Source organism: Fusibacter sp. A1 (assembly GCF_004125825.1).
In the GTDB taxonomy this organism is placed as follows: Bacteria; Bacillota; Clostridia; order Peptostreptococcales; family Acidaminobacteraceae; genus QQWI01.
Genome location: NZ_QQWI01000011.1, coordinates 65804 through 79677, shown reverse-complemented (window position 1 = coordinate 79677; position 13874 = coordinate 65804). Strand labels below are relative to the sequence as shown.

Sequence of the window (13874 nt, the reverse complement as noted above, 5' to 3'; positions counted from 1 at the left end):
TTCAAAAACCCCAGTAAGTCCTATCACTTACTGAGGTTTTATCGTCAAAATCCATTTAGGCTTTGTCCAGGTGCACTTCTTCGAGTACCTTTTTAAAGTAATCCACATCCTGTGCACCCGAAACCGCATACTTGCCGTCGAATACAAAATAGGGCACCCCACGGATTCCAAGCTTCGCAGCTGCTTCCTGATCATTGTGCACCTCTTTGGCAAAGGTCCCGGCATCCAGTACGCCGCTTAGCTCCATCGCATCAAGGTCCACCTCGCCTGCAAGCTTAAGCAGATTTTCCTTGATGCCAAGGTCATACCCTTGTTCAAAATAGGCTTTGAAGAGCCTTTGAACAAGAGGTGCTTCCTTGCCTAGGCTCGCGGCGTATTTAGCCACCTGATGGGCAAGTGCCGTGTTGTTGGGTTTAAGGTTGTCAAAATCATACTCAAGCCCGATAGCGTATGCCGCCTTGACGATCTTGTCGTTGGACGCTCTGGCTTGTTCATAGCCGATGCCGTACTTCTGTGAGATCAACGTGCTGACATCGACGCCCGGATGGCTCGTGGCGTTCACATCAAGCTGAAAACTCTTATAGCTTATCTCCACTTCGCTTTTATGTTCAAAATCATTCAATGCAAGTGCAAGTTTTCTGTCACCAAGATAGCAGAACGGGCATGCATAGTCGGACCAGATTTCTATTTTCATATGAATACTCCTTCATGATTTGCGGTAATGTCAACTACACTACCATTATACTTTTTTCATTTGAGTCCAGTCAAGACAATAGAATTTACATAATCTTTACCCTACAATCACTTTGTCTTAACTTGACTGTTCTATTATGAGTTGAAGTGACACCAATAAGAAGTGACGAAATTACTTGATCGAGGTTAGCAAAGATGAGCAATCAAATGAAAGATGCGCTGGACTATATCGTCAGCAATAAGAAAATCAGAACTGTTTTTCAACCGATCATCTCCCTTAGAGACGGCAGCGTATTGGGTCATGAAGCCCTCAGCAGAATCACACATGATTGTGCGATCAAAAACCCTGATATGCTCTTCACAATTGCCGAAAAGTTTAACAGGCTGTGGGATTTGGAACTACTGTGTAGGACCACCGCCCTTGAATCAGCATTCAAATTCATGATACCCCCCTACGATAAAAAGCTTTTTATCAATGTGAATCCAAACGTAATGCATGATGAAAGCTATAAGTCTGGTTTTACGAAAGCTTTTTTGGATCAATATGAAATCACCCCATCAAATGTTATATTCGAAATCACAGAACGGAATGTCATAACTGATTTGAACGGCTTCAAATCAACCATCGATCACTATAAGAATCAGGATTTTAAAATTGCCATTGATGATGCCGGCGCAGGTTACTCAGGACTGAATCTGATCATCGATGTAAAGCCAAATTATGTAAAACTTGACATGGGGTTGATTCGCAATGTGGATCAAGATCGTTTGAAATATGCACTCGTAAAGGGCATGGTTGAATTTTCGAGAGCGTCGAACATACTCCTAATTGCTGAAGGCATTGAAACTTTTGAAGAGTTAAGCACACTTGTCGAATTAGGTGTGCAATATGGCCAAGGATACTTTATTCAAAAGCCTGATGATGAGATTAAGGAAATCAATACGGAAGTATTGACGGCGTTGGAGTCAATAATAAGACGAACAGTGATTCGAAATCCACAAAGTGATGTCAACGTCTTGGCATTACGCTATTAACTGGGTTTGGACACACAGTATGGAGGGTATTTCAGATGGAAACAAACCAAACGAGCGATCATTCGGAAATGATAAAAGATAAGAATCCTATCAAGCGACGCCTAAGAAAAGGGGCTTCCAAATCACCATTCGGTTTGAAGGCTATCGGCTTGAAAGCGCTGAAAACCGCAAATGCGAAACAAACGGTAGGAGGATTCAACCTGAAGAATTTCCAGCTGCGAAAAACCTCGCTCAACACGCAGATCATAGTCATGATGCTGCTGATTACATTGATTCCGATCTCACTGATCACATTGCGTACGACAGATCAGATCCATTCGGATATGCTTGAACACAATACGGAACTCCTAGCCCTGAACAATGAAATGATCGCTCAGGGCATTCAAATGGAACTCGATGCATCGAAACAGCTGCTAGAAGTTCTAGGTAACCAAGTAAGCCTGCAGTCCATGCTTCACGATCTTCAGGATGGGGCCACGATACAGGGGAATAAAAAGTATGATCCTCTTTTTGAAACACTGTCCAATACGATTAAAAACTCCGGCGGGATCTATGAGACACTCTTCATTTCTGACGCATACGGGAACATCATCACCAACAACACTGCGCACAAAGAGAACTATCGTTTGCTGATGATCAGCAATAAGCCTTACTTCGCTGAGCTGAATGCGACTTCAAGAACCTATATCGGTGAGACAATGGAGTCTGGTGCCACGGGCAAGCACATTATTCCGTTCTCTTACCTGATTCAGGATGAGGACGTCGCTCTTGGTGCAATGGTGATCTTCTTTGATATGGAATCGCTTCTTTCCGGCATTCCAGACAACCAGAAGTCCATTGTGTACGATGAATTCGGCCATATCGTCCATCACTACTCGAAAGAAGCGATGATGAGCGATTGGAATCCGAAAGTCAGTGGACAGATACTGACTGCGCCAGAGGGCGACGAGTACTTTCACGTTGAACGGACCCTTGGTTCGACAGGGTGGAGGATCCTGTCTCTGGTTGAAATCCAAGGATTTTACGCATCTATAAATTCCGTCAAGAAAGAAACGGCAATCATTGCCGGTATCTTGGCCGTGTTTGTGTTTATCATAGCGGTTGTTTATTCCAGCATGTTGCTAAAACCACTGCACGTGCTTGCAGACAACTTTAGGCGACTAGCTGACGGTCAGCTCAACTTGCGGGTGGATGAACATTCCAATAAGGAGATCGAGAAGATGAACGGCTCCTTCAATGAAATGGTCGGTTCCTTGCAGGATTTGATGAAAACCATCCACCAGTCGGCAGACGATCTTAAGGAAGCGTCTATGGAGATGGGTACGGTTTCCGACATCGCTTTTGAGCGGACTGCCGCCAGCAAGGAAGCTATTGGGTCTATTGCCGTTTCCACTTCGGATTCTGTGGCAGAAATGCAAACCGGTGTGGCAAGCCTTCAGACCATCGCCTGTCAGATTGATGTGATCTCTGCTAACTCCATGCAGGCGGTTTCTACATTGAAGCAGACTGAGAACGAAAGCAGAGATAGTATGGAAAAGGTAACGGTTATTGAGGACAATGCCGAGAAGAGCAGCTCCATTTCAAGGGAACTGATGTCTGAAATGAAGTGTCTGATGAGTTCTGTTGAAAATATCGACCAGATCAACGACACAATTACCAAGATATCCAAACAGACGAACCTGCTTGCTTTGAACGCATCGATCGAAGCTGCAAGAGCAGGAGAACATGGCTTAGGTTTTTCGGTAGTCGCTAATCAAGTGCGCGAGTTATCCGATATGATCGCCAGGGAAACTAAAAGCATTCAAAAGATCATTGGCGAGCTCAGAGGACGTTCCGCTACCGTTGAAACGCACGTAGCTACCAATGAGGCGATTACCGTTGATCAGAAGGATGCCATCGTAGTTATGAATCATGCGTTCGATCGTGTGATCAGATCCATTGAAGAGAACAACAATAGAATTTACGAAATCATCGATCTCATCGAGCAGGTTAGCAAAGAAAAGGATGCGGTCATAGATGTTATGACTGGGGTTTCTGGAAGGTTGAGCGACAACGCCGGAGCAGTTGACAAGCTGATCGAGTACTCTCAGGAGCAGTTCAGCACAATCAAAGTTCTGAAGGTTGAAGGCCAGCGTGTGCAGTCCCAGGCGCGACAACTAAGAACTGAAATGAACAGATTTGAACTGACATAAGTTAAAAAAGTAAAAAGAACAGGATCTTCAATTTAAGATCCTGTTCTTTTTTGTAACGATGCTTCTCACGAAAATTATCGCTCAAGATGAAGGACAATCCCTGTGTGGGCACCATATAGAAGCAATCGCTCTCTTGAAACAAGTCAGACACTAAAGAAGGTAACAAAGCACAACCCTCAATGACTACCTTGTCACAGTCAATCTCCTGAAGAATGTCTCTTTTCAAGAACTCCCATTCTTCCTTATAAAACATGATTTCCTCTCTTAATTGCTCATCCACTTCACGCGAAAAGAGTTCATGCCAAGGATTCGTTTTCCACCTATGTAAAACCGGATGTTGTTTTTCATCAGCTTCCTCGATATGCTTTGTAATCATGATTGATGAGTATTTTCTGATGTCCAAATACTGTGGGCTACTGAGTGATGTTATTCCATCAAAGCGACACCTTATCAGATGAAAGACAATAAACAACAGCAACGCAAAGGAAAGCGTCGCTGTTGTTTATAAACTATGATTCCATCATGCTTTTTTCATTTGTTTCCAGTCAAGATAGTAGAGCAGCGCTGTCAATAAGGCCGGCAACGAAAGGATCGAACTGCTGATGAGCGCATCTTTAAAGTCGAATGTCATGAAGAAGAATGCGACAAACAGATAGATTAATCCTCCGGCTAAAAAGGTGAATGCGCCAACCAGTGGTCTTTTCCATGCAAAGTAGGTCAATATGGCCAGTACCATGGTCGGTAGGTTATGCATGAAAAAACCTACCACGATCTCCGTCCACTTTCCTTCTTCAAACACGTCAAAGGACAACATAAGCAGTAAACCGATCAGAGCGATCGACAGCACCCTCGGAATCCAATGAACCGCTTTCCCATAACATCATCTCCTCGGTGGGATCTCCTCCTTATGATATATATCCTTTTTTCAACTGAGTAAGATTCAAAATCGAGTTTTTTCTAAAACTCATACACCTGTCGCAGTTCAACTTGACCCTCACCGTTTCCTTGAGGGTCAGGCATTCTTTTCGCCCAATATACAGCTTCATCTTTCGATTTGACATCAATCAATATAAAACCAGCAACTATATCACCGGTATTGTCAAACGGTCCGTCAACAATTTCTGATATGCAATTATCTTCACCATAATATATCCGCATAGCGTTGGAACTAGGATGCAGTCCCTTTGCCATTACCCTTACGCCCGCTTCAACAAGATCCTCGTTATACCTGCTCATCGCTTGCATCAAAACTTCACTGGGAAGATTCCCTTTCTCTGAATTCTCGGAAGCCTTTACTATCAACATAAACAACATTAGCTACCTTACCTCCTTTGCGCCATTTAAAACCGTTGTCACTTGTGATACGGTTCACCGTATCACACTTAACTGCGATTTTTATCAACACTTTTCAGTTAAATATGAAATTGCTTTCAACGAAACTTTTTAATGTTCATTCTCTATTCATCAGCTTATTCTTCGATTTTTTTTCATACATTAGCTCATCAGCTCTTCTAATCAACTCATTACCATCAACATCATTTTCTTTTCTAGACATTGACCCATATGAAAATTTCATCTTTACATTGTTAGCATCAGTATTGTTCATATTTCTGTTAATATCATCTAATATCTCTTTTACATTATGATGTTCTTCTTCTCTAATGATAGCAACGAACTCATCTCCACCAATACGATAAAATTTATCTGAATTTCTTAGTCTTCTCATTATAGAAGCTACAAAACTAACTAAATAGGTATCTCCTCTCTGATGGCCATATTTATCATTTACAAGCTTAAATTCATCTAAATCTATAAAAACTAAAACATAATTGATTGATTTTCTTATGAAATCATTCTCAAATACATCCAAGTCTTCATATAGGGCACAACTATTCCATGCCCCGGTCAATGAATCTACTCTATTTAAAACATTAAGTTCTTCTATCAAACGCATCATTTTATCTTTATTATAATATATCGTAATTAATATTCCAGATATGATTACAGAAACACCAACCAGACGACCAAGACTAAAGATTTCAAGCTTAACATCATTCACACGATAAATCATATCAATATAAACAAGAATTAATATCAGCCCTAAGTATAAAGCAGTAAAAATAATTGAACTAACTCTCTTATAAATCATAATAATAACTTGTCCTACAATGACAGAATATACTATAAACATCGGATGAGCAGAGCCCAACTGATACCACATTCCAATCAAAATGAATGTAACATAATAAGAAAGTGACATTATTTTAAATAAAAATAACTTCTTTACTTTAGTGATAAAAAAGTAAAATGTGATACTCACAAGTATATTAAAAAGTTGAATAACGATGGCAAAACTAAAATATATATTATGGAATACTATTGAAGAGAGTATTCCTCCGAGACCTGCTATAGAGTTTACAATAAAAAACATCTTTAAAGTTTTGATTGAAATTGAATCATAATTTATCATTGTATTATCACCAAACTTCCTATTCTTTCACTTATAGGTGCAATTATTTTATTTAAATAGAAATCGGTGTCATGATTCCACTTTTCATAAAAATTATAATCACACAAATTAGTTTTACTTTCTATACAATAATACCACAGAAGCTTAAAATAATCACACACTGAGAGTTTATCGATTTCAAGTAAAGCTTTTCCTAAATGTACACAGATTAAAAAGCTATTAAAACATTCAGTAGGTTTATTTCCATTATTTTCGCTGAAGTGTATGTAATTATCTTTAAAGGCGTATTGCTCTGGTAATTATAAAATAATATATGTTAATATCATTATTTAAGAAATCACTTCACTATTCACAGCAGGCATCGGAGCTATCAAACAAAAAACCGCAGTTACTTATGATACGGTTCTGCGTAACGGGTGTAAGCGCGGTTTTATAACTCATTAAATACATTAATCAGAAAATACATTAATCAGAAGTAAATTGTACTATTGGGGCAACAAGTGATGCTTCAAACATTCAGTCCCAATAAAAAAAAATCATTGAGTGCTGAAAACACTCAATGATCCATCATTCATATTTTAATGACTCTATGAATATACTAAAATCTTTTTTTGCAACTTCACTAAATACATATGATCCTTCATTTATGCACCAATCATAGATTAGCCCTCTAGAAAACTTCATCAGTAAATTAGCAATTGTAGTACAATCTATATCATCACGTATTTCCCTGTTTGATTGTCCTTCTTGTATCAAGCTAACAAGAAAGTCTGTTGTTTTTTCACCTTCAACAATATAATATTTTAAAGGTTTTTCCAATTGGTGCTTGTATATCTGTTTAGCAAATTCCAATCCTTGATCATGTATCAGCATGAGCAATTTATACGTTATTTCTTCGATCAATTCAACCGTATTCGTTGAATTATATTCTGATCTTTCTATATCAATATTGTCTAACACTCTAATTTTGTAGTATTCAGCTACTATATCAGACTTTGAATCAAAGTGATGATAAAAAGCACCTTTGGTTACATTGGCTTTATTGCATATTTGGTTGATTGTTACAATATCGAATGATGCACTTTCTATTAGATCGATAGCAACCTCAATAATTGTTTCCTTAGTCTTCTGAGATCGTTGTTCTCTGATATTCATGGTCATCCTTTCATATCATTTACTAATTGGAGTCCGTTATAATCTGCTATATTATAACATAATGAAAACAAAAGAGATAATCAGATTTGATTATCTCCTTACTAATTAACTTAATTTCTTACCTATAATGAAAATCAACTAAATGTTCAGTGCTATTTTAGATGCAGCTCTTACCGCTTCCAACACACGGCCAGGTTTCAGGTTGTCACCTATTTGATATACTTCTTTTGCAATATTATTTTTTACGCAGCTGTAATATAATGTGTCATTATTCCTAGTTCCCATTGCAAGCACCACTAGGTTTGCATTGATACGCAAATCTTTATTGTCACATTTGATTGACTTAGATAGTGGTACTTCAACATTTTCAGGTAGTAATGGTGCCCAAGTTATAAATGGATCAGGTACTGTAGGTGACATATTTTTTGCAACTTTTACATGATCTGACTCTATACTATTCAACTTGGTGCAGTTGTGTAATTTAATACCTGCTTTTTCGGCGTAATGAATTAGATGCCCTCTATTTGCAGTACATGTGTGATTCATAAAATAGGGTGACATTTCAATCACTTCAACATTCTTTTGCATCTCATAACTTAAGTAATATGCAGCTTCAAATCCGACAACACCACCGCCAACAACTACAATATTCTCTGCATTCTTAGCCAGCTCTGGATTCTGGAACAAATCGATCGCATAGATTACATTTTTATTGTCAATACCAGCTATTGGGGGCTTCAACTGTTCAGCACCAGTTGAAACCAGGATGGCATCATAACCTTTGCCTTTCAGTTCATCAGCATTAACTTCATGGTTCATGAAGATATTAAAGCTGTCAAGTTCAGATACTTTTCTTAATGAACTTTCCAAATAAGTTAAATAGTTCTTAACTTCGTATTTGATTTTAGGAATTGAGCCTGGGATCAACATTCCGCCAACTTTGTCTGATTTTTCATAAATGTCAACACTGTGTCCTCGCTGAGCAAGGGTAATTGCAGCTTCAATACCTGCAGGACCCGCACCAATAACCGCAGTACGCTTAGCTAAGTCAGCCTTTTGCTGCAAGAACTGTATTTCAGATTCAAATCCAGTCTTTGGATTCACAGCACACTGTGGATGTCCCCCTTCAATGAACTCATTAACACATCCCTCTTGACATCCTATACAAGGAATGATGGAATCAATATCTCCTCTATACATCTTATTTGAAAAATCTGCATCTGCAAGAAGTTGACGTCCTAACATGATCATATCGCATTTATCGTCGCGTAGAGCTTGTTCTGCTAAATCTGGGTAACCAAGTTTTCCAACAGCTACCACAGGAACTTCAACACCAGCATTTGAAAGAATTTTGTTTTGCTTGAAGTGTTTTTTTACGATTTCAGATATAGGTAAGAAACATCCCGCAGGCATTGATGATGGAGGATGAGGCAACCACCAGTTATCGTAACATCCCAAGTCGACATCAAAAATGTCCACACCCGCTTTGACAAGGTTACTCATGTACTCCAGCGTCTGCTTTATTGTCCGTTCGTTCTTGAACTTCGTCAGAGATTTTTCTGTATCCATCCTGTCCCCGTATGTCGCATTTAGTGCCAGCGATAGGTCTATACGGTACATAATTGGATAGTCTTTTCCACATCTTTCCCTAATCTCTTTTATGACTTCAATTCCAAATGCTTGCCAATCCTTGTATTTACCTAGTTTTCTTCTGTTGAATGCTGGGTTTGTAAGCTGCTCCATTAAATAGCCTTCATGACCATGTAAGTAAACACCATCAATATTGGCTGCTTTTGCATCTGCTGCCGCTTGACCAGTATTTTTGACTATCTTTGTAATCGCACGATCAGAAAGTCTTTTGCACGGAACGATACCCATATAAAAATTTGGATTCCACGAAGCACTTACCGGCATTCTTTTCTGTGTAACAAGACATTGTGGATTCCCAACTCTACCCATGCCTGGTGTCAGCTGAATAAAGAGAGTTGATCCGTGAGCATGGCATGCAGCCGAGAGGTCGCGCCACCCTGCAAATACAGTACGACTTCTATCTATTCTTGGAAAAATTGACATTCCACCAGGTTCGACTAGAGAAGGATCAATTCCATAACTCGTTGGTACAAGCCCAGTAGTTATTAATCCAACTCCACCTTTTGCACGATCCTCAAAATATGAAATCATTTTTTCGCTTGGTCTACCTGTTTCATCTGCCATACAGATATTTCCCATAGGTGCCATAACAATACGATTTTTTACTTTCGTCTTGTTAATCATGATCGGAGAAAATGTATGATTATATGGGTAAAGATCTTTGGTCATCTCTGGAATTTCATACCCTTTGTTAAACCAATCTCCAAAATCATTCTCCAGCGACTCTAATATATGTTCATAATTACTGCTCATAATCCGCTTTCCTTTCTATTGTATTGAATCTATCCCTAAATTGGTTTCGTAATGTATTCAGTCCCTAGAAATACTGGAATTGCACCACCAAATTTGCCTGGAACGGCATTTTTTACTTGTATAGCATGAGGCAGACCCGCAGGAATATATACAGCAGATGGCACATTTACATCATAAACTTCATCTCCTAGAGTAATTTCAAAAGTTGCTGCGTCATCTTCACCTACTAGCAAGTACATCTCATCTTTATCATGTGTATGCGGAACCGCTTTTCCCATCATTCCCAATTCAATGGCCTTACTGACCTTTTCATCAACTTTCATAAGAGCAGGGCATACCCATACTTTTGCTGCATCAACAAACTCATTACTCATAATTACTGGATATCCTTTTTCACCAATCTGCCCTTCATGATGTGGTAGGTCTTTAACCCACTGCATGTCTTTGACTATTAGCTGCTCTGTGCTTTCTATTTTTAGTGGGTTCTCAGGGACTGGATAAGTTTCATATGATGTTCCAAAGAAGACTGGACACGCACCGCCAAATTTACCCGACGTCGCTCTAAGAGGAGTGATTGAATGAGGCAATCCTGCAGGAATATAAACAGCGGCAGGTGTTGTCAGTTCATAATAATCCTCCCCTAAAGTCACGGCTACTGTTGTGCTTCCTTCCTCACCAACGATTAGATACATTTCATCCCCGTCATGAACATGTGGAACAGCCTTGCCCATCATCCCCATTTCAATGGCCTTACTAACTCTTTCATCAGCAACCATTAATGCTGGGCACACCCAGACTTGGGCTTCTTTAACAAGATCATTACTCATTATTACAGGGTAACCTTTCTCCGTAATCTGTCCTTCATGATGTGGTAGCTCTTTAACCCATTGCATACCTCGCACAATCAAATTTTCATAATTCATGTTATTCTCCCTCCAGAGTCAGCTTTTACATACCGCGGTATGTTCATTTGATAATAATATAACATACCGCAGTATGTGAAACAATATAAACTTTAATTTTTTTGGACAATCATAAAAAAATATTCACTATCCTATAAAATTGTAAGCAAAACAAAATGCCTACTCCCTTAAAGAGTAGGCATTTTCATATTCTAAGTTCTGACTTTTGTTAACCTCAGTTAAGTAGTGTACGCTTCACACACCGTAACGGATCTATCAGCAGTTTATTGCTTATTCTTATTGATTTGATTTGTAAAATCAGAAAAAACGATATCTAGCCAATCTTTCTGCCATTCTGTATAGAATTTGATATCATCTTATTTTGGAGTCGGATTTGTTTCTTTTATATTAACTATACATGGTGTAGTTATTGCATCTCCTACAAAAAGTACCTCTCTTTGCTCAAGTGAAGATAATGCATCACCATAGCTAACAACAGCCTCTGGCAAAAGCCTTTTAACATATGATTGATCATCTGGACACACACTGAGCAGCCCAACAAAAAACCGCCTTTACTTATGATACGGTTCATTCCTAATAATCCTAAATGCCCGATACACCTGCTCAAGGAGCACCACCTTCATCAACTGATGCGGGTAGGTCATTTTACTGAAACTAAGGCTGAAGTCGCTACGTTTTTTCACGCTGTCGGCAAGTCCTAGACTGCCTCCGATAATCAGTACGATGCTTGATTTACCTGTGATGCCAAGCTGGTTGATGTGGTTTGCAAGTCCTTCTGAGGTGAACTGCTTGCCCTCTATTTCAAGTGTCATGACATAGTCGGTGTCTTTGACCTTTGCTAGAATCCTTTCGGCTTCTTTTTCTTTGATCTGTTCCATTTGCGCTGCAGAAAGGTTTTCGGGTGCTTTTTCGTCAGGCACTTCGATTTGTGTGAGTTTGCAGTATTTTGTTAGTCGCTTTGCGTATTCGTCGATAGCGCCTGTGAAGTACTTTTCTTTTATTTTTCCTACGGTGATCAGGGTGATGTTCATATGTGGCCTTCCTTGTCTTATTAGTTTTATCTAGTGCTTTGTTACAACTGTTTGATGATCTTTGCGGGGTTTCCGCCGACTACGACATTGCTGGGAACATCCTTTGTAACCACAGCACCTGATGCAACAACCACGTTGTCGCCTATTGTAACACCTGGTAGGATGACCGCACGTCCGCCTATCCATGCTTTGTTGCCTATCTTCACAGCTATGCCATACTCAGGACCTATTATCCGTTCGTTCGCATCCAGTGGATGACTGGCAGTATAGATATGGACTCCCGGCCCCAACATGCAGTCATCGCCTATTTCTATCTTACAGACATCTAAAAAGACGCAGTCAAAATTGTCAAAAAAGTTCTTACCTACATGAATATTGTACCCGTAATCACATCTGAAATTGGGCTCAATTTTTAGCCACCCCTGCGTACTGCCAAATAAGCTGCGAAGGATCTCTACTCTTTCGTCTTCGCTGTCAAAGGGCAGAGTGTTGAAGGCCTGCATCACTTTTCTGGCATGTTTTCTTTCTTCGATGAGTTCAGCATCCCAAGACTCATATAGTTCCCCAGATAACATCTTTTCTTTTTCTGTTCTCATTCTTCCTCCATCAAAGCTCATCTATTTAAGTAGGTTTTTCGACCACAGCTCTAATTTTCTAGTATTATCATATCATTTTATCCCTTTAAGCACCTTAGAATGCTACTATTTGTTAAGATTAATAAGGCTTACTTCTGGTATATTAAGAGAAAAGGGGGGAGTTTGTATGAAAAATTTACTTGCAGTACTATGTATGATCGTGGTGATTTTAGGTGTTAGTTGTAGCCGGCAGGAGCTATCTACAGAAAATCCGGTAGATGCAGCTGTTATCGAAGAGGGTACTGATGCTGTTTTTGAGGAGGAAAACGATCAGGTCCTCATGGACCGCATCGATGAAATTCTTACGGAGCTCGAGTCGCTTAACCAGCTACAAAACTTCACCATTACACATCATGGCAAAGTCATTACTGAAACCTATTTTAACAGCGGCAGTGGAGAAAAAACAAGCAACATCTATTCCGACACAAAAAGCGTTACCTCGCTACTTGTAGGCATTGCCATCGATGAGGGATTTATCAAAAGTGTCGACCAGTCCATCGGCGACTTCATTGACCTTTCACCTTACGAGAACACTGACCGCCTTGCAGAAATTTCGATCCGGGATCTACTCACGATGCGCCAAGGGCTTGTGTGGAATAGCAGCGACCTGTCTAGCGAGTATCACGGACTCAAGAATGCCAAGGATCCTGTCGCACATGTCCTGTCGAGAAAGATGCCTTTCGCGCCAGGCACTACCTTCAACTATAGCGACGGTGCGGCTTATTTGACTTCTGTTGTTTTTACAAACGCCACAGGAAGATCACTGCTTGAGTTCGGAAATGAAAAGCTCTTTGCTCCACTGGGCATCAAGGAACCCGTATGGCATAAGGACAAAAGCGGAAACAACTACGGTGGCTTTGATTTGTTTCTCACCGCTCAGGACATGATGAAAATAGGGGATATGGTATTGCACCGGGGAGTATACGAGGGTGTGCGCATTGTTTCTGAAGACTGGATCCTAGAATCAACAAGCCATCAGGCCTATTCGGATGGCGGCAGTCCTGATAACAACCGCTATGGCTATTACTGGTGGTTGGGTGAAAAGGATGGCCTAGCGCTTGTTGCCGCCTATGGACATGGTGGTCAGTTCATTTATGTGGTCGAAGAGCTTGATCTTGTGATTACTGCGCAGTGTTATGGTGCTGTATCGGATGACCTGGCAGCGCAGCATTTTGTTACGCTCCATCAGGCGATTGTGCATGATGTGATTCCACTTTTTATGGACTAGGAAGACTTAGGTGCAGGAGAAACTCTTACTTTGGAGAGGGGCTGTTTTCTAGCAATGCAACTGCTATTTTTTCTACTATAAAATTAGAAAGCCCACGCTTAGTAGCGTG

The 13874-nt window shown here is 40.0% G+C and carries 13 protein-coding genes; 3 read left to right on the top strand and 10 right to left on the bottom strand.

Translation table 11 applies throughout. The annotated features are described in order from the left end of the window. Positions 1–55: 55 nt before the first annotated feature. On the bottom strand, positions 56–694 hold the full coding sequence (locus tag DWB64_RS15275; RefSeq protein WP_129489119.1) for a DsbA family oxidoreductase: 639 nt from the start codon (positions 692–694) through the stop codon (positions 56–58). A gap of 194 nt (positions 695–888) precedes the next feature. Here DWB64_RS15275 and DWB64_RS15270 point away from each other — a divergent pair, with 194 nt between their 5' ends. Both DWB64_RS15270 and DWB64_RS15265 read left to right on the top strand, forming a co-directional pair. Next, positions 889–1728 carry an EAL domain-containing protein gene (locus tag DWB64_RS15270; RefSeq protein WP_129489118.1) on the top strand — a complete coding sequence of 280 codons (840 nt, stop codon included), beginning with the start codon at positions 889–891 and terminating at the stop codon, positions 1726–1728. Between the two features lie 35 nt (positions 1729–1763). Further along, a complete protein-coding gene (locus DWB64_RS15265; RefSeq protein WP_129489117.1) occupies positions 1764–3920 on the top strand; it encodes a methyl-accepting chemotaxis protein in 2157 nt (718 codons plus the stop codon). Position 3921: 1 nt separating this feature from the next. Here DWB64_RS15265 and DWB64_RS15260 read toward each other — a convergent pair whose 3' ends face one another. From DWB64_RS15260 to DWB64_RS15220, 9 genes are all read right to left on the bottom strand, one after another. Further along, positions 3922–4323 (bottom strand): hypothetical protein, encoded by a 402-nt coding sequence (locus DWB64_RS15260; RefSeq protein WP_129489116.1) that lies wholly within the window; start codon positions 4321–4323, stop codon positions 3922–3924. Between the two features lie 117 nt (positions 4324–4440). Next, positions 4441–4767 (bottom strand): hypothetical protein, encoded by a 327-nt coding sequence (locus tag DWB64_RS15255; protein ID WP_129489115.1) that lies wholly within the window; start codon positions 4765–4767, stop codon positions 4441–4443. 110 nt (positions 4768–4877) lie between these two features. After that, positions 4878–5234, bottom strand: a complete 357-nt coding sequence (locus DWB64_RS15250; RefSeq protein WP_129489114.1) for a YciI family protein — start codon at positions 5232–5234, stop codon at positions 4878–4880. 136 nt (positions 5235–5370) lie between these two features. After that, positions 5371–6390, bottom strand: coding sequence for a GGDEF domain-containing protein (locus tag DWB64_RS15245; RefSeq protein ID WP_129489113.1), 1020 nt, complete (start codon positions 6388–6390; stop codon positions 5371–5373). 567 nt (positions 6391–6957) lie between these two features. Continuing rightward, the gene (locus DWB64_RS15240) at positions 6958–7545 is read right to left on the bottom strand and encodes a TetR/AcrR family transcriptional regulator (RefSeq protein ID WP_164980439.1); all 588 of its coding nucleotides are present in this window, start codon (positions 7543–7545) and stop codon (positions 6958–6960) included. A 138-nt stretch (positions 7546–7683) separates the two neighbouring features. Beyond that, entirely contained in the window at positions 7684–9948 is a 2265-nt protein-coding gene (locus DWB64_RS15235; RefSeq protein WP_206736687.1) for an FAD-dependent oxidoreductase, read from the bottom strand. Positions 9949–9983: 35 nt separating this feature from the next. Then, the gene (locus DWB64_RS15230) at positions 9984–10871 is read right to left on the bottom strand and encodes a hypothetical protein (protein ID WP_129489111.1); all 888 of its coding nucleotides are present in this window, start codon (positions 10869–10871) and stop codon (positions 9984–9986) included. Between the two features lie 551 nt (positions 10872–11422). Continuing rightward, on the bottom strand, positions 11423–11902 hold the full coding sequence (gene rlmH, locus DWB64_RS15225; RefSeq protein ID WP_129489110.1) for a 23S rRNA (pseudouridine(1915)-N(3))-methyltransferase RlmH: 480 nt from the start codon (positions 11900–11902) through the stop codon (positions 11423–11425). A gap of 41 nt (positions 11903–11943) precedes the next feature. Then, positions 11944–12498, bottom strand: coding sequence for a maltose acetyltransferase domain-containing protein (locus DWB64_RS15220; protein WP_129489109.1), 555 nt, complete (start codon positions 12496–12498; stop codon positions 11944–11946). A 166-nt stretch (positions 12499–12664) separates the two neighbouring features. On the opposite strand from DWB64_RS15220, the gene DWB64_RS15215 reads away from it, so the two are divergent. Beyond that, positions 12665–13765, top strand: a complete 1101-nt coding sequence (locus DWB64_RS15215; RefSeq protein ID WP_164980438.1) for a serine hydrolase — start codon at positions 12665–12667, stop codon at positions 13763–13765. Positions 13766–13874 lie beyond the last annotated feature (109 nt).